Below are 24,436 nucleotides of genomic sequence, written 5' to 3'. Positions count from 1 at the left end.
GCGGCTACGTGAAAAAATTTACCGTAGCGCGGCGCCAAAAAGCACAAAATATTAAGCGAAAATTGAAAACCTCTGCTCTTTTTTCATCGTGAGCCCTGCCGGGAATTAACATAAAAAGCGAAACCGGCGCGCGCACGAAAAATTAGCACAAAATAACAAGAACGAACGCCATAAATATCAATTCAAATAGCGAACAAGAATACCAATCTCATTATTTTATCGCAGCAAAGCACAATAAATATCTTGAACCCAAGGCGTATTGGAATACAATAGTTTTTTTCGCATTGGATCAATTATTGTGAGTCAGCAGATAAGACCTTCATCTGATCGCTCGCCCGTGCGCGTAATAGCGATAACCGGCTGTGACGGCTCGGGAAAATCCACGTTAGCTGCCAGCCTGGTCAACGCGTTATCGGCACAAGAACCTGCCGAACTGCTGTATCTCGGCCAGTCTTCCGGGCGCATCGGCGAATGGATCAGTTCGCTGCCGATTATTGGCGCGCCCTTCGGGCGTTATTTGCTGAAGAAATCGGAACGCGTGCATGAGCGCCCTTCCACACCGCCGGATAATGCCACGGCGCTGGTAATTTTTTTACTCTCCTATTGGCGCGTTTATAAATTCCGTCGCATGCTGAAGAAAAGCCGCAGCGGCGCATTGCTGATCACCGATCGTTATCCGCAGGCCGAAGTGGCGGGGTTTCGTTTCGATGGCCCGCAGCTGGCGAAAACCGCCGGCGGCAATCGCTGGATCCGCTGGCTGAGAAAGCGCGAACAAAAGCTGTACCAATGGATGGCGTCTTATCAGCCCTTATTATTAATTCGGCTGGATATTGACGAACAAACGGCCTATTCACGTAAACCCGATCACTCGCTGGCGGCGTTGCGTGAAAAGATCGCCGTCATCCCGCACCTGACGTTTAATGGCGCTAACATATTGGATTTAGACGGCCGCGAGCCGGCTAACCGTATTTTCGATGCCTCACTGCGCGCCGTTAAAATATCGCTGAGGGCCGCCAATGCCTAGCCGCCAAATAACCTTTTCGTACCGAAACAGATGAAAAAAAATAAACTCACCGCCGAACAGGATACCTCTCCCACCTGCATCACCGGGCTGATTGCCGTGGTGGGCAGCGACGGCACGGGCAAGTCCACGCTGACCGCCGATCTGGTGAAAAACCTGCAGCAACATCGCCCCACGGAGCGCCGCTATTTGGGGCTGATCTCCGGCGAAGACGGCGACAAAATCAAGAAGTTGCCGTTCATCGGCGTGTGGTTGGAACGGCGCCTCGCGGCCAAATCCGATAAAACCCAGCGCATGAGCAACAGGCCGCCGGCGCTGTGGGCGGCGCTGATCATGTACGGCTTTTCGCTGTGGCGCGCCGCCAACCTGCGCAAGGTGCGACGGCTGGCGCAGAGCGGCGTGCTGGTGGTCAGCGATCGCTACCCGCAGGCGGAAATTTCAGGTTTTTACTACGATGGGCCCGGCATCGGCGTGGAACGCGCAAAAGGCTGGCTATTGAGCCGCTTGGCGGCGCGCGAACGCCGTTTATATCAACGCATGGCCGTCTATCGGCCGGCGCTGATCATTCGCCTTGATATCGACGTCGATACGGCATTTTCCCGCAAGCCCGATCACAGCTATGAAGAGCTGAAAGACAAGATCGCCGCTATGGTGCGCCTGCAGTACAACGGTGCGCGCATCATCGAGCTGGACGCCAGAGCCCCTTACGACGAGGTGCTGAGCAACGCGCTCAACGCCATTTCCGCCGTAGTGAATCCCGCGAAGCGCCCACAGAGCGATATCGGGCAACCCGGCGAAAACGCCGGCGAAGAAACTCAGGTTTATTAAACGCATACAGGGCAAGCGCATGACGGCGGAACAAAAAGTGCAGCAAAACAACGATAACGGCTGGTTTTGGTTATGAAACGGTGGTTTTCCGATGGCGCGTTTCGCTCCATTTTACGTAATGCCGCCTATTTAGGCTCCGGCAGCGTCGCCAGCGCGCTGCTCGGCCTGCTGGCGCTCTCCTGCGCCGGGAAAGGCATGTCGCCTGAAATGTTCGGCGTGCTGGTGGTGATCCAGGCCTACACCAAAGCGGTCAGCGATTTCATCAAATTCCAGACCTGGCAGTTTGTGGTGCAATTCGGCACCCCGGCGCTGGAGCATCAAAATACCGGGCGCTTCCGCGACGTCGTCGCCTTCTCCTTTGGCCTGGATATCGCCAGCGGCGTCATCGCCGTGCTGGGCGGCATGATCATGCTGCCGTTCTTGTCTCACGCCCTGGGGCTGGACAGCGAAAGCTTCTGGCTCGCCATGCTGTACTGCACCCTGATCCCGTCGATGACCTCGTCCACGCCGACCGGCGTGCTGCGCGCCTTCAACCGCTTCGATCTCATCGCCATCCAGCAGGCGATCAAGCCGTTCCTGCAGGCAGTGGGCAGCGTCATCTCCTATTATTTCGATCTGGGGTTCCCCGGCTTTATCGTCACCTGGTACGCCTCTAACCTGATCGGCGGCACGCTGTTTTGGTGGTTCACCGCGCGCGAACTGCGCCGCCGCGATATCCACGGCGCGCTGAGGCCACGCCTGTTCAACGTCGCGCGCCGCATCGAGGGCGCCTGGAACTTCGTCTGGACCACCAACATCGCCCATACCATCTGGGCCGCGCGCAACTCCTGCACCACCGTGCTGGTGGGCGTGGTGCTCGGGCCGGCCGCCGCCGGGCTGTTCAAGATCGCCATGACCTTCTTCGATGCGACGGGCACCCCGGCCAAGCTGCTGGAAAAAAGCTTCTATCCCGAGATCATGCGCCTGGATCCGCGCACCAAGACCCCGTGGCTGTTGGGCCTGCGCTCCTCGCTGCTGGCCGGCGGCATCGGCCTGGCCGTCGCGGTGTTGATGTTGCTGGTGGGCAAACCGCTCATTTCCGCCGTCTTCGGGCAGCAATACCTGGAAGCCTATGACCTGATTCAAATCATGCTGGGCGCGATCATCGTCTCCATGATGGGCTTCCCGCAGGAATCCTTACTGTTTATGGCAGGCAAGCAGCGCGCTTTCCTGATCGCGCAGGCGACGGCCTCGGCGGCCTACATTGCGCTGCTGGTGTCGATGGCGTATGCCTTCGGCGTGCAGGGCGCCGCCTTCGCTTATTTACTGGGGCAATGTTTAGACGTGCTGTTATCCCTGATACCGACGATCGGCGCCTACCGCAATCGCTTTATGTTGGGGCTGAATGTGCCCAAAGAGAGTAATCAATGACCGCTATCACGAATTGGAAGAAGTTCTCCGCCGAAACCACCCAGGCGCTGTTTGTCGCGGTGGAAGAGGATGACCTGGTCGAGGCGAATATCAGCCTGCCGCAGCAGATCGATCTGGAATGCTCCCCCGAGAGCATTCGGGACAACTACGCGCTGTGCCTGCAGTTTTGGGAAGACGGTTTTTCCCGCCGCGAGCTGCTGCAATTGGTGAACGGTTTCCTGCAAGACCCGCAGTTGGCGGCGGCTACCCGCATGCGCTACAAATATATCCGCGCCCGCTACAAGCACCTGCGCTTCGCTCAGCAGCTGTACGGTGCGCCCCACCGCGCCAACCGCCTGTTCCACACCACCACCGTGGTGCTCGGCCATTTTCAGGACGCGTTTCGCAACGGCAACCAGAAGAACCTCACGCTGTACGGCAACCTGCTGCGGCTGCTGCTCAGCAAGCCGGTATGGTCTTACGTGCGCTATGCGCTGCGCCACACCCGCCTGGAAAGCGCACAGGGCTTTATCGCCTACCGCCAGGAGCAGATGCGCCAGCTGCAGACGCTGATCGCCGGCCCGGCGCTGACCGGGCATCAGTTCCACGACGTGCGCAAAATCGTCAGCCGCCAGGTCTCGTTTTACGACACGCTGAGATCGATCGATCCGGACAACCGCGAGGCCCGGCAGATCTCGCGCTTCCTGGCGGCGATTAACGGCCTGATGGGTGACCGGCATGACGTGATGGTGGCGGACAAGCTGGCCGGCGGCGATATCTATGATCGGCCGGCGATCCTGGATATCGACATCCGCCAGCGCCTGGAGCTGCTGCTGGCGCGCTTTCCGCTGTCGTTTTCCCAGCCGGCCATCGCGGCGGGCAGATAAGCGGGTTGTACGGAGCCATGATGACGTTACCTCGCTTGCTGGCCCTTGCGCTGCTGCTGTCGCCGTTGGCGGCATCTGCGCATAACTTCGTGCATGGCCGGCCGGTGGCGCCGATCGCCATCGCCGATCGCGGCGAGCTGCTGCTGCGCAACGGCGATTTCAGCTACCGGCCGTGGGACAGCGCAAAACTGGCGGGCAAGGTGCGGGTGATCCAGTACATCGCCGGGCGCACCTCAGCCAAAAAGAAGAACTCGCTGCTGATCAACGCCGTTAAGGACGCGAACCTGCCGGGCGATCGCTTCCAGCCGACCACCATCGTTAACACCGACGACGCGATACCGGGTTCCGGCTTCTTCGTGCGCGGCAAGATCGAGAAAAACAAACGCCATTACCCCTGGGCGCAGTTCGTCGTCGACAGCGACGGGCTGGGGCGCATGGCCTGGCGGCTGCCGGAGGAGAGCTCCACCATCGTGGTGCTGGATAAGGCCGGGCGCGTGCAGTGGGCGAAGGACGGCGCACTCACCCCGCAGGAAGTTGACCAGGTGATCGCCCTGCTGCGCACCCTGATCGCGCAGGAAACGCCATGAAGCGCACGCCGCCGGGAGCCGATGACGCATGTCTTTGATTGAACGCTATATCACGGTTGAGATCCGCCGCCTGGTGATGATGATCGCCGGGTTTCTGATCTTCATGTTCGCCAGCTACTCCGCCCAGCGCTACCTGACCGACGCAGCCAACGGCACGCTGGCGCTGCGGGTGGTGGCCGACGTGGTTTTCTATAAATCGCTGATCGCGCTGGAGATGATATTGCCCGTCGCGCTGTATGTCTCGGTGGCGGTAGCGCTGAGCCAGCTGTACAGCGATGCGGAGATCACCGCCATGCTGGCCGCCGGCGCCAGCCCGCTGCGGCTGTACAAGGCGGTGCTGCTGCTCGCCGTACCGCTGGCGATCGCGGTCACGCTGCTGTCGCTGTATGGCAGGCCCTGGGCGTACGCCAATATTTATCAGCTGCAGCAACAGTCGCAATCGGTGCTGGACGTGAGCCACCTGCAGGCCGACAAATTCAACGTCAGCGGCAACGGCCGCATGATCCTCGCCAATCACGTCGACAAAACGGCCAACCACCTGACGGACGCCCTGATTTATGTGCGCGGCGGCCATCACACCAACCTGTATCGCGCGCAGTCGGTGGAGGTGCTCGACGCCTCCCCCGCCAGCCCCGCCGTGCGGCTGAAAACCGGCACCGCCTATGTGCTTGATCGTGAGGGCGCCGACGACAACGGGCAGAACTACGACAACTTTGATATCGCGCTTAAACCGTTCGTGCCCAGCGCCGAAAGCCGGCACAAGTCGGCCTCGCCGGCGGAGCTGGCGCGTTCCGCCGATCCGGGCGACGCCGCCGAACTGCAATGGCGCGAGAGCCGCGGGCTGACCACCGTACTGATGGTGCTGCTAGCGATCCCCTTTAGCCGCATCAAGCCGCGACAGGGGCGCTACGCCGCGCTGTTGCCCCTGACGGTGCTGTTTACCGTGATTTTCTATGGCGGCAACATTTGCCGCACGCTGGTGGCCAACGGCTCTCTGCCACCGATCCCCGGCGTTTGGCTGGTGCCGATAGCAATGGCTGTCGGCATCGCCCTGCTGCTGGCGCGCGACTTATCACTGCTGCGGAAACCCTCCCGATGACCATTTTTAGCCGCTACCTAATGCGCAACGTGTTCATCGGCTTCGCCGCCGCGGCCGGGTTGCTCATCCCGCTGTTCACCACCTTTACGCTGATCAACGAGCTGGAGGACGTCACTCCGGGCGGCTACCGCTGGCAGCAGGCGCTGCTGGTGACCGTGATGACCCTGCCGCGCAGCCTGGTCGATCTGGGGCCGTTTATCGCGCTGCTCGGCGGCATCGTCGGGCTGGGGCAGCTGTCTAAAACCCTGGAGCTGACGGCGATCCGCTCCGCCGGGATGTCGATATTCCGCATCGCGCTGGTGATGCTCGCCGCCGGGCTGCTGATGAACCTCTCGCTCGGCGCCCTCGATGAATGGGCCGCTTCGCCGCTGCAGCAACGCGCGCTGCAGATAAAGAACAACGCGCTGGCGCAGTCGAACGATAACGACGTCACCGTTAACCCGCTGTGGGCGCGGCGCGGCAATGAGTTTGTGACGGTCAAAACCGTCGATGAGAACGACCAGCCCCACGGCATTGAGATCTTCCGCTATCAGGCCAACCACGCGCTGGAATCTTACATTTACGCCGACAGCGCCAGCACCGCCGCCGACGGCAACTGGCTGCTGCACAACGTGATGCAAAAAAGCTGGCAAGGCAGAAAGGAGACGATTCAGCGGCAAGACAGCCTGCTCTGGCGCTCGCTGTTCGCCGTGCCGAGCCTGAAAGAGCTGACCCTGCCGGCCGGCAGCTTCTCGCTCCAACAGCTGGATCGCTATATCGATTACCTGCAGGGCTCGGGGCAGCCCAGCACCGAATACCGCCTGGCGCTGTGGAAAAAACTCGGCCAGCCCCTGCTGGTGCTGGCGATGATTTTGCTGGCCATCCCGTTTACCTTCACCGCCCCGCGCGCGCCCGGCATGGGCAGCCGATTAGCGCTCGGCGTCATCATCGGGCTGCTGACCTACATCGCTTACCAGATCGTCCTCAATCTGGGGTTGCTGTTCGCCCTCAACGCGCCCTTCACCGCCCTCGCCCCGCCGCTTTTACTCCTGGCATTGTCGCTGGCGCTGGTTTATCGGTTTGATCGGCGGGGTTAGGCATTTTCCGAGGTTGATAAGGGATAAGAAGAGAATCGCAATTTCCATTCCAGAGAAAACATTACGCGCTCACCTGCTCAGCGATTTTTAAGGATGTTAGTTAATGGCAAAGATAGCTGTTTGTATACTGACTTTTAACTCCTCTCGTTTATTACACGAGGTGCTTTCTCCACTCATGGGCATTGCGGATGAGTGGATTGTGGTGGACTCCGGCAGTACGGATAAAACGCTGTCTATTTGCCAAAGCTTTGGAATAAGCCCTATTTACCATCGTTTCGAAACGCATGGACGACAAATGAACTTTGCGATTTCTCAATCTCACCATGATTGGGTACTGTGCCTGGACAGCGACGAAATCCTTGATGCCGAAACCATAGCGTCCATTTTAACATTCAAATCGCAGGCAAACCCGCCACCACAGCAAGCCTATAGAATAAAAAGGAATTGGTTTGTACTCGGGCAGCCAGTCAGAACGATTTATCCCATCTCCTCACCGGACTACCCCGTTCGACTGTTCAATAGAACACAGGTCAGGTTCAATGATGCTCCGGTAGATGATGCCGCTGAAGGCTATATTCACACGTCGGTCATTCCCGGCAATGTTAAGCACGATACTTTTTATTCTCTCCATGAAATACTCAATAAGCTCAATAGCTATACGACAAGGGTAGTCAAATACCGAGACATCAGGCCCTCGATATTTCGTGGCGTCGTAAGCGCGATCGGCGCGTTTTTCAAATGGTACGTACTGAGCGGCGCATGGAAGGAAGGCAAAGTCGGCGCCGTTACTGGGTTTTATGCCGTGGCCTACAGTTTCCTAAAGTATTTTAAATCCTGGTATGGCAAAGATTGATAGCGTTAAGGACAGATAGAGACACACATCCCGGCCGCTACTGATCCTGGCGTTGGTTTATCGATTTGAGCGGCGGAGTTCCCCCCTCTGGCAGCCTTCGGAAAACAAGAACTTTCCGGTTAATAATTGGCCGGCTTTACAAATTGGCCTGAGCCGTTATCATCCCTTATCTGGTGTCCTATGCGCCGTTAGCTACTGCTGACTGCCGTTCGATAACATGCCCCCTCAGGGCGCCATCGAGTGCAAGGAGTGCGAGCGCCCGCCTGAATTGGCCAAGACGCAGCAAGCAAAGGAAGAGACACACTATGTTTTCCCGTTTGAAACTGCTGTATATCGCCGATGATATTATTTCACCTGATGAATTCCCCCGTATAGTCAGCCCTTCCCGCGCCTGTCACGGCCTTTCATACATGCCGGACAAAGACATTCTGTCGCTTTTCTCTGGTTTTCGCGGTGGTGAACGGATCCGCCGTGAAGTTGGCGTTACGCAAAACGGAATAAGCTCTAACTTGCGCGCAAGAGTGCAGAGCGACCTGATGAGCGGCGTTGTCGTAGCGGTCGAAACCCGGCCCGGTGTGTTGGCGACGATGGGACCATTTTACGCCGACATCGACGGCTACCTGATACCGCAGGGGAGACAAGAGCCCAACTACCCGGTGGACAGGATAGTGAGGCAGTACGAGGAGGCCGTGAAGTCTTACGGTGGCCGCCGGGCGCGCCCGTCCGTCTTCCCCGCACAAGTCACGCGGGCCAAACCGGCTCTTCGCCCGGATATCCCGGTGCAGGGCGGAAGAGTTTCACAGCAGGTCGTGTCTGAGCCCTTGACCAAGGCGCAGCGTTGGCAGGAGCGAAAATACCTCATTGGCCGCGGGCAACGGAGTATCTATCCGGACGCCCGAATCGCCTCGGAACGCCTGGCGGCAAACAATGTCGCCGTCGAGAAGGCAAAGCTGGCGGAGAATATCTACAAGACCACGAATCCACTAAAGGATACACCCGGCGTTCCTGAAGGCTGGAAAGATATCAGTAACGATAATGCGGCCCTGAGTAAAATTGGGTTAAATAGAAATATGCTCTTCGACAGAGATGAATCTCCGGATTTTTTGGCAAGGGTATATCAACCTGATAGCACCGTTTTTGGTAAAGAGATGAACCCAACGGTCGTGTTCAGAGGATCAAGAGCGCCAGAGTTCCCGGAGGGAATCGGCAGCGCCGCCAAAAAGGCCCTTAGGGCGATTTGTCAGGAATTAAAAATGTGAATGACTGGATAAATAATGGTGCTCAGGGGATGGGGGCGAGCTCTGATTATTATAAACAGGCGGTTAAAATAGGATTACAAGTAAAGAACTCCTCCGGCGTCGATATTTCTGGTCATTCATTGGGCGGGGGAATGGCCTCAGCTGCATCAATGACCAGTGGGAAACCCGCCTGGACGTTTAATGCAGCCGGACTCCATCATGGAACTGTAGGGAAATACGGAGCTGAGATGATTGGTTCAGCCAAGAACATACAGGCCTATCGAGTTGAGGGAGAACTGTTAACCACGTTACAGGAGGTTAATAACGAAAGTGATTATGAGCTTTTAAAAAATGCCCTACCCGATGCTTTGCAAAAACCCTGGGGCGTAGCATTGCCTTTCACCTTGAAAGAGTGGTCATCGCTGGTGGTGCCTGATGCCGTTGGCATACCGCACACGCTTGCCGGTGGGACAGGAACCCTGCTCGATAAACACGGTATTGACCAGACAATAACGTTGATTGAAGATCAGAAAGACGAGGACGTCGCCACTATCAGGGGGAGAATATGAGCAAGTTGATAATGGCCATGGCGTTACTGTTTACTGTTCTCATGATGCAAGGATGCAAAAAAAACATGGAATATGAGCCACAGGATTTTTTTGAAGGCCGTCAACTGGACATCGCACAGCTGATTTATGATGGCGATGAAGTGAAACTGAAAGAGAAACTTCCCTCTGTCAGCAAGGAAGAACTGAACCGACAGGTTAAGGCGGACATGACCCTGCTGTTTTGGTCGGTGTTGAACTCAATCTACGATAAAAACACGCCGGAAAGGCTGAAAATAATAACCGACCTGGTAAAAGCTGGCGCAGACCCGCTGCAGCCCAGACCAGAAGGGGGAAGCAGCCCAGCGGAGTTCGTCATGAAAGCCGACAAGGGGATTTGGGTCAAAGCCATGCTCGACGGCGGTTTACCGCCAAACGCAAAAGATAAGGTATTCAATGAGCCCATTGTATTCCAAACAATCAAAGCCAAAAACACTGAAACGTTAAAGGTGATGCTGGATTACGGAGCGGACATTAATATCAGAGACTCCTTGCAACAAACCTTATTAATGGATGCTTTTTTTAGCTCAGCCTTTGAACACATGGCCCTACTGCTCAATCGGGGTGCGAATCCTAATCCGGTAAATATAAATAATCTTTCGCTGTTAACAGCAGTAAACCGGCAAATAAAAGACAGCCAAGATGGCTCAGAATACAATGAACAGTGTAAGAAAATACTCGAGCTCATGCTTTTGAAAGGGGCAAAGGAAGCGCAGTAATTTCATCAACGCAGATCTGACAGCTGCCTGTTATTTATATGGGGCTGTCAGATGGCATCTGGCTAAATTTTCTCAGCCCAGATGTATGTTTCACCAAGTAACGTTTCCATTGGCACCCGCTCACAACAAGAGCACTTTCCCGCGATCGCCAAAGAACCTAACTATGTATTCCACATCTTTGAGCAGGTGCTGAATGGCTGCTCACCCCGCCGCTACTGATCCTGGCGCTGGTGCAAAGGCGATCTTGGCAAGGTTTGCGAGAAAAGAAGAGTACCAAGAGGCCCGCAAGTTGCACCCTATCCGCTAAGGTTGAGGGAGCGCCTACGCCGCCACTCATCGACCACATCACCTAACGTCTTTGGCATGTCATTGCGTATCCATGCCATAAACTCACGATCGAAGCGAAAATCTTCTCCGCACGCCTCAACCATGAAACGACGGACGTTTTGCGTATTTTTGTAGCTTTTATCCACGATCGTAGCGCGTGTTAGCAATGCGCTATGCCAATCGATTTTCAATTTAACCACTCCTGTGAAGAGCCGTTCGATAAAGAACTTCAACCTAGCCTGACAAGTCGCACTTTTGTCACGCCCGTTTCGGCGCAAAGTAGTGTGGTGAAAAGCATAGCCCAGATCGCCATTTCCGCGCTGTTATATGCACGAGCGCATTTATGCCATCGCCTTCGAACAGGGGCGAAATGGCAACCGCCCCTGCTTGCTACGTAGAGTTAACGCAGTTCCTTCGCTATCGCGCTAAACATCAGCGACGCCTCCAGCGGTTGCGCGCTGAAAGAAGGCTCCGCCTGCGGCCAGGTGGACCACTGGACGATCACCAGATTCTCCGCCTGATTGACCATGATCATCTGGCCGAAGATCCCCAGCGCCCACAGGGAATGCTTGAGGGAGGCCTGTGGAACAGGCTCCACGTTGGTCGCATTCACCGGCACTTCGTTGTTCCACCACTGGTAGCCGTAAATGCCGTTGGGGTGCGCCGCCGACACCGAACCCGCCGCCCGCGTCCAGTTGGCCGACTGGGCTACCCAATCAGCCGGCAAGATCTGTTTGCCGTTCGGCAACGTCCCGTTATGCAGAATGAACTCACCGAAACGCCCCCAGTCTTCCAGCGTGGCGTTAAAGCCGTGCGCGCCCACGTCGTGCTGGCCTTTGGCGTAGGCATGCCACACGCCGTCGCTCGCCATGCCGTACGGCTGCCAGATGCTTTGCTGCAGATAGGCCGCCAGCGGCATGCCGGTGGCGCGCTCCAGCACGTCGCCCAGCAGCCACGCGCCGCCGGAGGAGTAAGACCAGTTCTGCCCGGCAGGGTGCGCACGCTGCAAGCCGGCCACCAGCTTGCGCACGCAGGCGTAGGTGCCGGGCCTGGCTTCACACTCGGTCAGCTGCGCGAAGTCCGATTTCGGGTTGGTGTAATCCTCATTCCACGCCACGCCGGAGGTGTGGGTGATCAGCTGCCTGAGGGTCACGCCGTCCCACGCGGTGCCTTTCAGATCGGGTTCGTATTGCGTGATGAGATCGTCGAGCGAGCGGATTTTGCCCTGTTTAATCGCCACGCCCACCAGCGTGGCGACCACGGATTTGCCCACCGAGCGCGACGTCCACAGCGTGGCGTCGGTATTGCCCTCCCCAAGATATTTCCAGGCGATTTTGCCGTCTTTCAATACCAGCATGCCGCTGACGTTCTGGCGCTGCAGATAGTCCTGCAGGCTGTAGGTTTTGCCATTCACCCGATAACTGGCGTCCTTTAACGGTTTAGCGGCAGCCGGCAGCGGTGCGGCATTGCCGTGATGAAACACATCCCCGGCATAGTTGCGGTAGTCGTTACGAAAACCGATCACCCGATCACTCTGGCTCCAGGTGAGCATCTTGTGCGTGTCCGGCAATTGCGCATCGAAAGGCGCCGGACAGGCGCTGAGTTCGGTGCCCGCACAGGCGGCCAGCGCGGCGGGCGCCAACAGACCGCTGCAGAGACTGATGACAACGCCCGCCAGCAGGCTGCGGTTAAACACTTTGCTTTTCATATTTTTTCTCGCTTAGCTCAGGAAGGCGTTCAGCTTAAAAAAACGCGGCCTATAATAAAAAACGCCTAATGGGGGAAAATCCCCCGCAAAATCGACGGGGGAACCGCGTGCCGAGCCTGATTTATTCCTTTGCCCAACTGGAAGCCTTCACCGCCGTGGCCGAGCACGGCAGCCTGGCTAAGGCCGCGCTCAAACTGGGCAAAGACCGCACGACGCTGCGCGATTTGATTGATTTTCTCGAGGATGGCTTGGGCTATGCGCTGTTCCTGCGCGAGGGGCGCAGCCTGCACCTGACACCGGAAGGCGAACAGCTGCAGCGCCAGGCGCACCTGCTGATGCGCCAGGTGAAGGCGTTTGAGGCATTTGCCAAAGACGTGCCGAAGAGCGCGGCGCAGGAAATCTCGCTGGTCTACGATCCCTTTACGCCCCGCACATTACTGCAGGCGTTGATTGCCGCTATGGCCCAGCGCCACACGCGGCTGAGCCTGATTAACGCCTCGCGCGACGAAGCGGAAAGCCTGCTGGCAAGCGGCCAGGCCGATCTGGGCATCTGCCAGGCGCGCAACCGCAGCGTGGGCGACACCATGGAGTGGCGCGCCTTAGGGGCTATAGAGATGGATTTCTACGCCGCCGAAACGCTTTTCCCCGGCGCGGAACAGCCGCTTTCGCTGCTGGAGCTCTCGCTCACGCCGCAGGTGATCATGCACCCGGACTCTGACGAGCCGGTGGCGCGCCGCCTGCAAATTTCGGGGCATACCATTTTCACCAACGAACTGGAGATGCTGCGCGCCCTGCTTGAACAAGGCTGCGGCTGGGGATTCTTGCCGACGCACATGCATGCCGAACGGTGGAAAAACGTCAACACGCTGCGCACCGAAGTCGGCAGCCAGGGGATCAGCCAAACCATGGTCACCATCTGGAAGCCGGGCAGTGACCGACGGGCGCTGATTGATGAGACGTTGGCGCTGTTGCCGGGATTGTGGTGGGGGGTTGGTGGGTGAAAAGTCGCAGCTAGATTAGCGGTGTGTTTGGATTGGCGGTGGAAAATCACTGGCAAATTAGCGGTGTTGTTACGGTAGTCGAGCGTAGAGCTCATCACCTATGTTGTTTTTTCGTTCTTAAGCGGAGCTCGTTGTTTTCCCCCAGTGACCCCTTCCCCACCTTTGCTCCATCGCTGTTAGCGCTAGTTGAGTGCTTTGACTGATGGCATTTAGAGCGACAGCTTTGAGCGAAGAGCGGAAGTAGTCACTTTTGTGGTCTGCTCTCACGAAAGTGACTACAGGAACAGTTGCAATTCATATTAACCATTCAGTTGGCAGACAATTAGCTAGGGTGTAACCTGTCTAACTCAGAGAAAAGGAAGAGCTATGAGCTAAGCTATGAAAAAATACAAAAGCACCGGAGTAACAGGAAGAGCAGGTGAGCTATATTTTGCTTATTGGATAGTTCGCTATTTTAATTGGCCTTGCCGATTGCTTGATATTGATGTTGGCATAGATGCTCAAGTTGAAATTTTTGAAGATGAAATATCAACTGGGGACTTTTTTGCGGTTCAAATTAAATCAACGGTTGGAAACACCCCTGATATACAGATCGATCTATCTGACTTTATGTACTGGCAACAGTTGGAAACTCAAGTTGTTTTGGTCTCCATCGTAATGGCGGATAGCCATAATGATCCTGAGATGTTCTGGAAGCCATTTTCAAAACAATGTCTGGATGAAATAGTTCAAGAAATAACCTCAAAAGGACACCAGTCCAAAAAAGTCACCTTCACAGATTCAGATAAATTATGTGTTGAATCCAAAAATTCCTGGAGGATGGCAATGCTTTCAGAATCCGACAAAGATCTGATAAGGCTCGCCAAATCATTATTAGATGATTTAGAACAACATGACTTAGATAATTTTGTAGAGGAAGACTATTACCTCCAAGATGAACACAAGGACTATATAACTTTTAATAGCGAAATTGACATATTCAACCATCATTTCATCGATTATGAAAAGCTGAAAGATGCTGTATCTCATGATAGAAGGCTGGTGCTAAGAGCTCCCCTTATAGAAGAAGCTATCGATTACTTTGAGAATAACGAGGCGATATTGCTTTATATGTTCAATCATGCTTTTAATTGGATTAAGGGCGACCGAACTCCAAATGAAATACTGCCCCAAACATTGAGTCGTGAAATTAGACGGCAGACAAAAGATTGGGTTTATCACATGACGGGTTATTAAAGGGCGCAGTTGCGCCCTAATTAATTAGGCCGCGTTCTGCATCATTATTTCAGCAATCTGATGTCGATATTCACTTACACCACTAAATATTTGACACATGTTTACCAAACATGTGACCAGCTCACCATAAATTAATATATCGCGAGGTAAGTAACGTCTGTTCCTGGCACAAAACAGCCATTGATACCTAACCTCGAACATAAAACACACCTTACCAAACTCTCCATCAATAAAATATAGCCACATGAAATGATTAAGCCCACAATTAATAAACCAGCAACATTATTACCCCTGATTTCATTCTATTATTTCCCTTCCCGCCACTCCCCTCCCCCCAACTCCCCCCTAGCACCGCCCCCGCCCTTTCCCTACAATAAGGGATCTGTTGAGGCATAACGCAAGGAAAGACGGTGTCGAAAGCCAATCCCAATGCCACTATCGTGGATATCGCCCGCCGCGCCAGGGTGACCAATATCACCGTTTCCCGCGCCTTCAATAAGCCCGAGCTGGTCAAGCCGGAAACCCGCGAGCGCATTCACGCCATCGCCAAAGAGCTGAACTATGTGCCCAACGCCTTCGCGCAGGGGCTGAAAAGCAGCAGCAGCCAGATTATCGGCATCGTCACCAGCAGCATGTACAACCCGTTCTATTCCGGCCTGATCAAGACCGTGTCGCGCATTGCGCGCCAGCAGGGCTATCAGATCATGCTGTTCGACACCGACGGCAGCGAAGAGGCGGAAATGCGCGCCATTCAGGCGCTGTTCGGCTACAAGGCGCGCGGCATTCTGCTGTCGGCGGTGCGTGACGACAAGCGCTACCGCCCCGCCTATCTCGAGCTGGCCGAGGTGTACGGCGTGCCGCTGATCCTGATCGACCGCGATCTCTACGATCAGCAGCTGAGCGGCGTGTTCCTCGATAACCGCGAGATCGGCGTGCTGGCCGGGCGCTATCTGGCGGAGCAGCCGGAGCAGAAGCTTTTGATTATCGGCGGCCCGGCGGATTCGGAAATTACGCTAACGCGCACCGCCGGCATCGTCGCGGCGCTGCAGGGCAGCGGCCGTGAGATTCACATCATCAACGGCGACTACGATTTCACCTCGCAAGAGAGCGAGGTGCGCGCCTATCTGGCGCAGCCGGAGAACCGCCCGGATTACATCATCGGCCTGAACGGCATCATCACGCTGGGCGCCATCGCCATCTGCCACGAGATGGGGCTCTATCAGCAGGTGAAGTTCTTCTCGATAGACGAGCCGCCGCGCGCCGGCGCTTACGGCCTGCACATTCCGGGGGTGTATCACGATACGCAGAAACTGGGGGAGATCGCCGCGGAGCTGCTGTTCAGCGCCATTAACAGCCCGCGCGGCGAGCTGCCGGTGCGCAGAGAATTCTTCACCGGCTCGCTGTTGAATCGCTGACGGGCGCTATTGCCCGTAGTAGGCGTGTTTGCCGTGCTTGCGCAGGAAATGTTTGTCCAGCAGCTCCGGCTGCATCGGGGCGATGGCCGGCGCCAGCTGGCGCGTCGCCATCGCCATGATCGCCACCTCTTCCAGCACCACCGCATTGTGCACCGCATCCGCCGCGTCCTTGCCCCAGGCGAACGGGCCGTGGGAATAGACCAGCACTCCCGGCACCTGCTGCGGATCGCGCCCCGCCTGATTGAAGGTCTCGATGATCACCTTACCGGTTTCCCCCTCGTAATCGCCGGCGATCTCCGCCTCGCTCATCGGCCGGGTACAGGGAATGTCGCCGTAAAAGTAGTCGGCGTGAGTGGTGCCCAGCGCCGGGATCGGCTGCCCGGCCTGCGCCCAGATGGTGGCGTTGCGGCTGTGGGTGTGCACCACGCCGCCGATATCGGCGAAGGCGCGGTACAGCGCCAGGTGGGTGGCGGTATCGGATGAGGGCTTGCGGTGCCCTTCGCGCACCTTGCCCTCCAGATCCACCACCACCAAATCCTCCAGCGTCATCGCCTCGTAGGCGATGCCCGAAGGCTTGATCACCACCAGCCCGCTCTGGCGATCGATCGCCGAGACGTTGCCCCAGGTAAAGGTCACCAGCCCGTATGCCGGCAGGCTGAGGTTGGCGGCCAGCACCTGCCGCTTGAGTTCGTTCAGCATGCGATGCCTCCCTCGATCATCTGTTGTTCGATCCAGGCCTTGGCCTGGGCGATGCGTTGCTTATCCTGCCCGTCTTCGCGCGCCCACATCTCCAGCAGGTAGGGGCCGCGATAGCCGAGCGCGTTGAGCACGGAAAAGGCGTGGGCGAAATCCACGCAGCCTTCGCCGAACGGCACGTCGCGGAACTGCCCGGCGCTGCCCGGCCCCACCGCGACGGTGTCTTTGAGGTGCACGGCGGTGATGCTGCCGATGCCCAGCGCCAGCTCGGCGGCGACATCGTTACCCCAGGCGCTGAGGTTGCCGAGATCGGGATACACCGTGAACCACGGGCTGTTGACGTGGCGGGCGATGTCGCGCCATTTGCTGATGCTGTTGATGAACGGCGTGTCCATCACCTCCACCGACAGCATCACCTGCGCTCTGGCGGCCTGCGCCGCCGCCCACTGCATGCCCTCGATAAAGCGTTCGCGGCTGTGGCGATCGGCGGGTTCGTAATAGACGTCGTAACCCGCCAGTTGGATGTTGCGGATGCCGAGATCCGTCGCCAGTTCCAGCGCTTTGCTCATCAGCACCCGCGCCCGCTCGCGGGTGGCGGCGTCGGCGCTGCCGAACGGGTCGCGCCGGTGCGCCGACAGGCACAGGCTCGGCACCGTCACCCCGCTGTCGAGTCGCGCCTGGATAAACGCCAGCCGCTGGCGGCGATCCCAATCCAGCCGCTGCTGGCGCGCCGGCTGTTCGTCGATCGACATCTCTACGAACTCAAAGCCCAGCTCGGCGGCGGTGGCCAGCCGCTGCGGCCAGCTCAGATCGGCGGGCAGCGCCTTTTCATACAGCCCCAGACAGGCGGCGTTAGTCGTTTGCATCAGTCACCTCACTCAAAGCCTGAGCGACCGCCAGATAGCGCGCCTGCTGGGCGCGCAGGCGCCGGTGGGCGGCGGTCGCGGGATAATAACAGCGCAGCTTGGGCGGCGCGGCGGCGATCGCTTCGGCGAACCCGGCGTACTCCCCGGCGCCGACGGCGGCGCACAGGGCGGCGGCGCGGCAGCCGCTCTGGCGCGTTTCCACCACCTCGAGCGGCAGGTTGCCGGCGTCGGCGTACATCTGCATCCAGACCTCGGACTGCGTCGGCCCGCCGGTCATGCGCACCCGCTCGATGCGCGGGTTCAGCTGCACCATGCGCTCCTGATGGATCAGGTGCGAGAACACGATGCCCTGGTAGATCGCCTGCACCACGTCCGCCATCTCGTGGTGGGCGCTCAGGCCGATCAGCCCGCCCGGCGTGTTGCCGCCGAGGTTGGAGCCGTACAGATAAGGCAGGAACAGCAGCCCGCTCGGCTGCTCGCGGCGCTCGGCCACCCAGGCGTTAAACTGGGCGTAGCGCTGCCGGTCGTCGGCGCAGAACTGGCGCAGGAACCAGGCCAGGTTGCCGGCCGAGGTCGGGCTGCCTTCGTGCACGAAATAGCGTCCGTCGATGCAGTAGCGCCCCCAGGCGTAGGGGTAATCGGCAGGAATGATGCGCTCGGTCACGCAGGTGGCGATCGACCAGGTGCCCGCCACCGCGCTGAGCGTGCGATCGTCGGCCACGCCGGAGCTGAGCGCCGCGCCCACCACGTCGAACAGGCCGCCGTACACCGCAGTGCCCGTTCGCAGGCCGCACTGCGCCGCCGCAGAGGCCGTCACCCGCCCGGCCAGCTGCGCCGAGCCGATCGTTGGCGCGGTCTTCTCCTGCGCCTCTTCGATGCCGAAGGCCGCCATCAGCGCCGGATCGTAAGCGCCGCTGTGCTGGTTAAACAGGTTGCTGCCGGAGATGTTGGTCACCTCGGCCGCCGCCTCGCCGGTGAGGCGAAAGCGCAGGTAGTCGTGCGCCATCAGGATGCGATCGACAGCGGCGTACTGCGCCGGTTGCTGCTGCTTCAGCCAGCGCAGCAGCAGCGCCGGGTGGCTGGGCCACAGCGGCTGCAGGCTGCGCGGGTAGGTCTGCGCGTCCACGCCGGTGCGGCGCAGCTCAGCCGCCGTGGCCGCCGCGCGGTTGTCCGAAGAGAGGATGCCGTTGCCGACCGGTTTGCCGTGGCGGTCGATGGCGTACAGCCCTTTGCCGTGCGCCGAGAAACTGACGCCGCGCACCTGCCCGGCCTCCAGCCCCGCCGCGTGCAGCGTCTGGCGGATCGCCGCGCAAACATCATCCCACAGCGCGTCCATATTGCGTTCGCTGAAGCCCGGCTGTGCGGCAATCGCCGCGCCGTCGCGCTCGGCGATCGCCAGCTCTTCACCGCTTGCCCGGTACAGCCCGGCCTTGATCACCGTGCCGCCGACGTCTATGCCAAGAAAGACTGACATCGCGCCTCCTATTTGCGCCGCACGGAGCTGAGGTAGATGGCGGCCAGGATGATGCCGCCCTTCACCACGTTCTGGATATATGGCGACACGTTCATCAGATTGAGGCCGTTGTTGAGCACCCCGAGCATCATCGCCCCCACCAGCGTGCCGACGATGGCGCCGCGCCCGCCGGAGATCGCCGCCCCGCCCAGCACTACGGCGGCGATGGCGTCCAGCTCGAAGCCTTCGCCGGCGTTGGGCTGCCCGCTCATCAGGCGCGAGGTCAGCACCAGCCCGGCCAGCGCGGCGGTCAGGCCGCTGATCACGTACACCAGCATCTTGTAGCGCGGCACGCGGATGCCGCTCAGGCGCGCCGCCTCTTCGTTGCCACCCATCGCGTAGACGTAGCGGCCGAACGGCAGCTGGTTGAGCATCAGCCAGGCCAGCACGTACACGCCGAGCATGATCAGGATCGGCACCTGAATGCCCAGCACCGTGCCGCGGCCAAAGAAGGAGAAGACGTCGGGCAGGCCGGAGATTGGGTAGCCGCCGGTATAGAGCAGCGCCAGGCCGCGGGCGATGCCCATCGACGCCAGGGTGACGATGATCGGCGGCATGCGCAGGTAGGCGATGCAGGCGCCGTTGGCCAGGCCGAACAGCGCGCCGACCGCCAGCGCCGCCACCATCGCCAGCGGGATCGGCACCGCCGCCAGCATCAGCCCGGCGGCGACGGAGCCGGCCAGCGCCATTACCGGCCCCACCGAGAGATCGATGCCGCCGGTCAGGATGGCGCAGGTCATGCCCACCGCGATGATGGCGTTGATCGACACCTGGCGCGCCACGTTGGTCAGGTTGTTGACGCTGAGGAAGCTGTCGTTCAACAGGCTCATCAGCACGAACAGGATCACAAAGCCGATAAACGGCAAGACCGCCGGGTGATGCAGCAGTTTTTCCCAGCGCTTGCCGAGGCTGGGGCCGGCGGCGCGGCGCGCCACGGCGGGTTGTTCAATTCCGATCATAAGGCACTCCCGGTCGCGTGAAGCATGATGTGGTTGGATTCGATGTCGTCGCCGGTCAGCTCGGCGACGATGTGGCCGCCGCGAAACACCAGCACGCGGTCGCACACGCCGATGATCTCCGGCAGTTCGGAGGAAATCATGATGATGGAGATGCCCTGCTGGGTCAGTTGCTGCATCAGCTGGTAGATCTCGGCCTTGGCGCCCACGTCGATGCCGCGCGTCGGCTCGTCGAAGATCAGGATGTTGCAGTCATTGTTGAGCCAGCGGGCGATCACCACCTTCTGCTGGTTGCCGCCGCTCAGGGTGCTGACGGCGGTCTCAGCGTCCGGGGTTTTCACCCCCACGGCGCGGATCAGCCGCTGCACCACGTCGCGATCCTTGCGGGCGCTGACGAAGATCTTGCCGCGCCGGTGATGCCGGTTGAGGGTGATGTTCTGCGCCACCGAGAACGGCAGCACCAGGCCCTCGGTTTTGCGGCTCTCCGGCAGCAGGCCGATACCCTGCGCCAGCGCCTGCGCCGGGGAGCGCAGCGCCGCCGGTTGGCCGCCGAGGCGGACACGTTTACGGTGGCAGCGGCTGGCGCCGATCAGCGCCGAAACGGTCTCGGTGCGCCCGGAGCCCACCAGCCCGGCGAAGCCGAGGATCTCGCCCTTGTGCAGGTGAAAACGGTCGGTCGCGCCGTGCTTCTCGCGCTGGATCTCCGCCTCCAGCAGCACCGTCGCGGTATCGACCGGGTGCTGCTTCACCGGGAAAGCGTTCTCGATTTTGCGCCCGACCATCAGCCGCACCAGCTCTTCCACGTTGGTGTCGCCGGTGGCCAGCGTTTCGATGTAGGCGCCGTCGCGCAGCACGGTGATGCGATCGCAGATGGTGAAGATCTCGTCCAGGTGGTGCGAGATAAACACCATGCCGACGCCCAGCAGCCGCAGATCGTTCATCACGCTGAACAGGTGCTCGGCCTCGCCTGGCGTCAGCGTGGCGGTCGGCTCATCCAGCACCAGCACCCGCGCCTCCAGCGACAGCGCCTTGGCGATCTCAACGAACTGCTGCTGCGCCACGCTCAGCTGCTCCACCGGGCAATCGAGATCGATAGCCACCGTCAGCCGCTTGAAGATCGCCTCGGCCTTGCGCCGCATCGCCCGCCGATCCAGCAGGCCCCAGCGGTTCCTGATCTCCCGGTTGAGGAAGATGTTGTCGATGGCGCTCATGTAGGGAATCAACGAGAATTCCTGAAAAATAATGCCGACCCCGGCCTCGATCGCCTGGCGATAGTTGTTAAAGCGGCGCTGCTCGCCGTCGATAAAAATATCGCCCTCGTCCGGCTGATAGATGCCACACATGATTTTCACCAGCGTCGATTTGCCGGCGCCGTTTTCGCCCAGCAGGGCGTGCACCTCGCCGCGTTGAATGGCCAGATCGATGCCGTCCAGCGCCTTCACGCCGGGAAAGCTCTTTTTTATTCGCTTCAGTTCCAGTAAAGGTGTCACCGTATTGCCCTCCGCACCGAACGCCCCGCCGCAGCGGGGCGAACCCGGCTGCTGTTACCAGCTAAAGCCGGCCGCATTGCTGCGGTCGATCAGCTTCACTTTGACCGGCACGGTTTTCGGCACCGTGGCGCCCCAGTAGCGGGCCAGCGCAATGCCGAGCGCAATGCGCAGCTGGTCGCGCGGGAACTGCGCCGAAGTGGCGATGAACGGCGAATTCGGCTTGAGGATCTCTTTGATGGCTTCCGGCTGGCCGTCGACGCTCACCAGCTTGACCTTGGCGCCGTTGCTTTCGATCGCCGCCAGGGCGCCGAGCGCGCCGACGTCGTTGACGCTGAAGATGCCCGCCAGATCAGGCGCCGACTGCAGCATGTTTTCGGTCACGGTCAGCGCAGTGTCGCGCTCCTGCTTGCCGTTTTGCTTGGTGACAATCTTGATGTCGGGGTATTTTTTCATCGCCGCTTCAAAGCCGCGCACGCGCTCCAGGATCGGCACCACCGGGATGCCGTCGAGGATCGCCACCTTGCCTTTGCCGCCCAGCGCTTTCGCCAGGTACTCGCCCGCCTGGAAGCCGGCGTCGTAGTTTTCCGAGCCGACGAACGAATCCAGCGGCCCTTCCGCCTGGGCGTCGATCGCTACCACCACCGCGCCGGCCTTATGGGCGGAGATCACCGCCGACTGCACCCCCACCGAATCGGTCGGGTTGATCAGCAGGATATCCACCTTCTTCTGCAGCATGTCTTCCACGTCGCCGATCTGTTTGGCGACGTCATGGCGCGCATCGGCCACGTACACCTTGGCGCCGATATCCGCCGCCGCCTGATCCAGCGCCTGCTTCATGGTGACGAAGTAGTCGTTGTTCATTTCCTGGAACGACATACCGATAGTGATTTGCTTGGCCAGCGCCCCATGGCTGGCCGCCAACATTCCACCGGCGACGATAAAAGGCAGGGTCTTTTTGAATAATGAAAACATAGCCAATTCTCCTGTAGGGAAGCTTCTTGTTGTGGTTATCAGAGCAACAGCATGTCTTTACGTTTGGCCGACCGGCCGGCCCCCCATTGCGAACGGGCCGGCGATCGTGACTGCAACAGCGGTACGGCGGGAGGGTCAGGGAACCAGGATCACCTTGATGGAGTCGGTCGAGTCCGCCAGGGCGAAGGCTTCGTCCCAGTCGTTCAATGAATAGCTGTGGGTAACCACGCCGTTGGAAGTCACCAGCCCGCGCTCGAACAGATCGATGGCGATTTCGTAGCTGTAGGGCGCCAGGTGCGCGCCGCGAATGTCCAGCTCTTTGCGATCGCCGATGATGGACCAATCGACGGTGGTTTCCTTACCGAACACGCTGAACTCTACGAAGCGGCCCAGCTTGCGGATCATCTGCAGCCCCTGGGTGACGCCGATCGGCGCGCCGGTGGCCTCAATGTAGACGTCGCAGCCGTAGCCGCCGGTCAGCGATTTGACGATCTGGTCAGCGTCTTCCTTCAGCGGGTTGATCACCACGTCGGCGCCGAATTCCTTCGCCAGCGCCAGCCGCTCGTCGATGGCGTCGATCACGATCAGTTTCTTTGGCGTCTTCAGGCGCGCCACCTGCACCATGCACAGCCCGAGCGGCCCGGCGCCGGCCAACACCACCACGTCGTCCAGTTGGATGTCGCCGCGCGCCACGGTGTGAATGGCGCAGGCCATCGGCTCAATCAATACCGCGTCTTCGTGGCTCAGGCTTTCCGGGATCTTGTGCACGATGGCGTTCTCGGAAAAACGCATGTATTCCGCCATGCCGCCCTCCGCCACGTCTTTCTGGAAGCCGTAAATGTTATGCGTCTCACACATCCAGTAGCTGCCGGATTTGCAGTAGCGGCACTCCCAGCACGGCACGATCTGCTCGGCGATCACCCGCTCGCCGATCCGGTATTTGCCTTCCGCGCCCTCGCCCAGCGCGGCGATGCGGCCGTAGAACTCATGCCCCGGCACCACCGGCGGTTTGACCCACGGGTTCTCCCCCCAAAACATCTGCGCGCCGTTCTTGCATTTGCAGTCGCCGGCGCAGATGCCGCAGCCTTCCACCTTGATCACCAGCTCGCGCGCCTTCGGCAGCGGCGTAGGCACCTGTTCGAAACGATAATCCTGCGGGCCGTGGCAAACGACCGCGCGCATTTTTTCCGGCAACTGGCTCATCTCTTCCTCCAATACACTCGTTAAACGCTTGAATTTTCTTAATGTTGACGTTGTCATTTTTATCCAACAAAAAACAAGTAACGAAACAACATGATAAATTTCAATGAATTAATCATCAAACATCCCGAAAACTCAAAATGACAACGTGAACATTGATCGACATATAACCAAAGCTGCAAAAATAATTGTTTGAGCAAAATCACAGTTCGTTAACATTGCGGCTAAAAATGCTACAAATGCGGATCGCGATCCCATTTAAAGGATCGATGAGGATCGGGAGATGATCGAAACGGCGGGAAGAAGATGATTGGCAGGAATGCGGGCCAGGCATCGCACCCGGCCCGATAAAGCGGGTTACTTCACTTCGCCCATCGCTTTCAGCTTTTTGGACAGCTCGCGGCGCTCTTTGGACAGATCGGCATTTTTGATGATGTAGTCATCAACGCGATCTTCGTAGTCGCTGCGCATGTTGGCGATGATGCCCTGAATGTCTTCAATGCTCATGCCGGGCTTGATGTACTCGCTCAGGTTGTCGAGCAGCAGCACGCGCTTCTGGTTATCACGAATTTTCTTTTCGTTGTCGACGATCTCGCGTTGCAGTTTGTTTTTGCGGCGGAACATACGCACAAACTCCAGCACGTCCTGGAAACTCGGCTTATTTGCATTATCCATCTTTATACCCTTGCTTTAGTAATACACAGATTCATTTGCTTACGGCCACATGGCACCAAGATACAGGTTTGTGGCGGTC

The 24,436-nt window shown here is 58.8% G+C and carries 24 protein-coding genes; 14 read left to right on the top strand and 10 right to left on the bottom strand.

Features of this window, described 5'->3' with window-relative positions; translation table 11 throughout:
* The first annotated feature begins 298 nt into the window (after positions 1–298).
* From WA302_RS11170 to WA302_RS11120, 11 genes are all read left to right on the top strand, one after another.
* Positions 299–1,024: a hypothetical protein gene (locus WA302_RS11170; RefSeq protein WP_197835858.1), complete on the top strand. Its 726-nt coding sequence runs from the start codon at positions 299–301 to the stop codon at positions 1,022–1,024.
* A gap of 30 nt (positions 1,025–1,054) precedes the next feature.
* The gene (locus WA302_RS11165; protein ID WP_043143074.1) at positions 1,055–1,849 is read left to right on the top strand and encodes a hypothetical protein; all 795 of its coding nucleotides are present in this window, start codon (positions 1,055–1,057) and stop codon (positions 1,847–1,849) included.
* Positions 1,850–1,921: 72 nt separating this feature from the next.
* Positions 1,922–3,259, top strand: coding sequence for a lipopolysaccharide biosynthesis protein (locus WA302_RS11160; RefSeq protein ID WP_004935553.1), 1,338 nt, complete (start codon positions 1,922–1,924; stop codon positions 3,257–3,259).
* Complete coding sequence (locus tag WA302_RS11155; protein WP_197819200.1) at positions 3,256–4,125, top strand: hypothetical protein; 870 nt, start codon at positions 3,256–3,258, stop codon at positions 4,123–4,125. The genes WA302_RS11160 and WA302_RS11155 overlap by 4 nt, the downstream gene beginning before the upstream one ends.
* Before the next feature lie 20 nt (positions 4,126–4,145).
* The gene (locus tag WA302_RS11150) at positions 4,146–4,712 is read left to right on the top strand and encodes a YtfJ family protein (RefSeq protein WP_197832529.1); all 567 of its coding nucleotides are present in this window, start codon (positions 4,146–4,148) and stop codon (positions 4,710–4,712) included.
* A gap of 28 nt (positions 4,713–4,740) precedes the next feature.
* Positions 4,741–5,811, top strand: coding sequence for an LPS export ABC transporter permease LptF (gene lptF, locus WA302_RS11145; RefSeq protein ID WP_089181118.1), 1,071 nt, complete (start codon positions 4,741–4,743; stop codon positions 5,809–5,811).
* On the top strand, positions 5,808–6,887 hold the full coding sequence (gene lptG / locus WA302_RS11140; RefSeq protein WP_197832528.1) for an LPS export ABC transporter permease LptG: 1,080 nt from the start codon (positions 5,808–5,810) through the stop codon (positions 6,885–6,887). The genes lptF and lptG overlap by 4 nt, the downstream gene beginning before the upstream one ends.
* 103 nt (positions 6,888–6,990) lie before the next feature.
* A complete protein-coding gene (locus WA302_RS11135; protein WP_043143064.1) occupies positions 6,991–7,740 on the top strand; it encodes a glycosyltransferase family 2 protein in 750 nt (249 codons plus the stop codon).
* Positions 7,741–8,045: 305 nt separating this feature from the next.
* Entirely contained in the window at positions 8,046–8,999 is a 954-nt protein-coding gene (locus tag WA302_RS11130; protein ID WP_264383652.1) for a hypothetical protein, read from the top strand.
* The gene (locus WA302_RS11125; RefSeq protein ID WP_264383653.1) at positions 8,996–9,547 is read left to right on the top strand and encodes a hypothetical protein; all 552 of its coding nucleotides are present in this window, start codon (positions 8,996–8,998) and stop codon (positions 9,545–9,547) included. The genes WA302_RS11130 and WA302_RS11125 overlap by 4 nt, the downstream gene beginning before the upstream one ends.
* Positions 9,544–10,302, top strand: a complete 759-nt coding sequence (locus tag WA302_RS11120; protein WP_060447915.1) for an ankyrin repeat domain-containing protein — start codon at positions 9,544–9,546, stop codon at positions 10,300–10,302. Before WA302_RS11125 ends, WA302_RS11120 begins: the two co-directional genes overlap by 4 nt.
* A gap of 296 nt (positions 10,303–10,598) precedes the next feature.
* Here WA302_RS11120 and WA302_RS11115 read toward each other — a convergent pair whose 3' ends face one another.
* Together WA302_RS11115 and WA302_RS11110 are read right to left on the bottom strand one after the other, a co-directional pair.
* Complete coding sequence (locus tag WA302_RS11115; RefSeq protein WP_049209284.1) at positions 10,599–10,820, bottom strand: DUF6434 domain-containing protein; 222 nt, start codon at positions 10,818–10,820, stop codon at positions 10,599–10,601.
* A gap of 209 nt (positions 10,821–11,029) precedes the next feature.
* Entirely contained in the window at positions 11,030–12,337 is a 1,308-nt protein-coding gene (locus tag WA302_RS11110; protein WP_197832527.1) for a serine hydrolase domain-containing protein, read from the bottom strand.
* A gap of 107 nt (positions 12,338–12,444) precedes the next feature.
* On the opposite strand from WA302_RS11110, the gene WA302_RS11105 reads away from it, so the two are divergent.
* From WA302_RS11105 to WA302_RS11095, 3 genes are all read left to right on the top strand, one after another.
* The gene (locus WA302_RS11105) at positions 12,445–13,338 is read left to right on the top strand and encodes a LysR family transcriptional regulator (RefSeq protein WP_336063887.1); all 894 of its coding nucleotides are present in this window, start codon (positions 12,445–12,447) and stop codon (positions 13,336–13,338) included.
* A 378-nt stretch (positions 13,339–13,716) separates the two neighbouring features.
* The gene (locus WA302_RS11100) at positions 13,717–14,574 is read left to right on the top strand and encodes a DUF4365 domain-containing protein (RefSeq protein WP_197832525.1); all 858 of its coding nucleotides are present in this window, start codon (positions 13,717–13,719) and stop codon (positions 14,572–14,574) included.
* Between the two features lie 410 nt (positions 14,575–14,984).
* A complete protein-coding gene (locus WA302_RS11095) occupies positions 14,985–15,989 on the top strand; it encodes a LacI family DNA-binding transcriptional regulator (RefSeq protein WP_004935582.1) in 1,005 nt (334 codons plus the stop codon).
* 6 nt (positions 15,990–15,995) lie between these two features.
* Here WA302_RS11095 and araD read toward each other — a convergent pair whose 3' ends face one another.
* The 8 genes from araD to tmaR form a co-directional block, all read right to left on the bottom strand.
* Positions 15,996–16,688, bottom strand: a complete 693-nt coding sequence (gene araD, locus WA302_RS11090) for an L-ribulose-5-phosphate 4-epimerase (protein WP_033632583.1) — start codon at positions 16,686–16,688, stop codon at positions 15,996–15,998.
* Positions 16,682–17,551 carry an L-ribulose-5-phosphate 3-epimerase gene (locus tag WA302_RS11085; RefSeq protein ID WP_046687461.1) on the bottom strand — a complete coding sequence of 290 codons (870 nt, stop codon included), beginning with the start codon at positions 17,549–17,551 and terminating at the stop codon, positions 16,682–16,684. The genes araD and WA302_RS11085 overlap by 7 nt, the downstream gene beginning before the upstream one ends.
* Complete coding sequence (locus WA302_RS11080) at positions 17,538–19,025, bottom strand: FGGY-family carbohydrate kinase (protein WP_169540808.1); 1,488 nt, start codon at positions 19,023–19,025, stop codon at positions 17,538–17,540. The genes WA302_RS11085 and WA302_RS11080 overlap by 14 nt, the downstream gene beginning before the upstream one ends.
* Positions 19,026–19,033: 8 nt before the next feature.
* On the bottom strand, positions 19,034–20,023 hold the full coding sequence (locus WA302_RS11075) for an ABC transporter permease (protein ID WP_033655114.1): 990 nt from the start codon (positions 20,021–20,023) through the stop codon (positions 19,034–19,036).
* A complete protein-coding gene (locus WA302_RS11070) occupies positions 20,020–21,510 on the bottom strand; it encodes a sugar ABC transporter ATP-binding protein (RefSeq protein WP_046896377.1) in 1,491 nt (496 codons plus the stop codon). The genes WA302_RS11075 and WA302_RS11070 overlap by 4 nt, the downstream gene beginning before the upstream one ends.
* 54 nt (positions 21,511–21,564) lie before the next feature.
* Positions 21,565–22,482, bottom strand: coding sequence for an ABC transporter substrate-binding protein (locus tag WA302_RS11065; protein WP_015378502.1), 918 nt, complete (start codon positions 22,480–22,482; stop codon positions 21,565–21,567).
* A gap of 135 nt (positions 22,483–22,617) precedes the next feature.
* A complete protein-coding gene (locus WA302_RS11060) occupies positions 22,618–23,685 on the bottom strand; it encodes an erythritol/L-threitol dehydrogenase (protein ID WP_016927009.1) in 1,068 nt (355 codons plus the stop codon).
* A 354-nt stretch (positions 23,686–24,039) separates the two neighbouring features.
* Positions 24,040–24,357: a PTS system regulator TmaR gene (tmaR, locus tag WA302_RS11055; protein WP_004935612.1), complete on the bottom strand. Its 318-nt coding sequence runs from the start codon at positions 24,355–24,357 to the stop codon at positions 24,040–24,042.
* Positions 24,358–24,436: the final 79 nt, after the last annotated feature.

The organism is Serratia sp. 201 (assembly GCF_037027545.1).
Classification (GTDB): domain Bacteria; phylum Pseudomonadota; class Gammaproteobacteria; order Enterobacterales; family Enterobacteriaceae; genus Serratia; species Serratia bockelmannii.
Note: the sequence above shows the minus strand (reverse complement) of the source record. Positions and strands in the feature narration are given on the sequence as shown.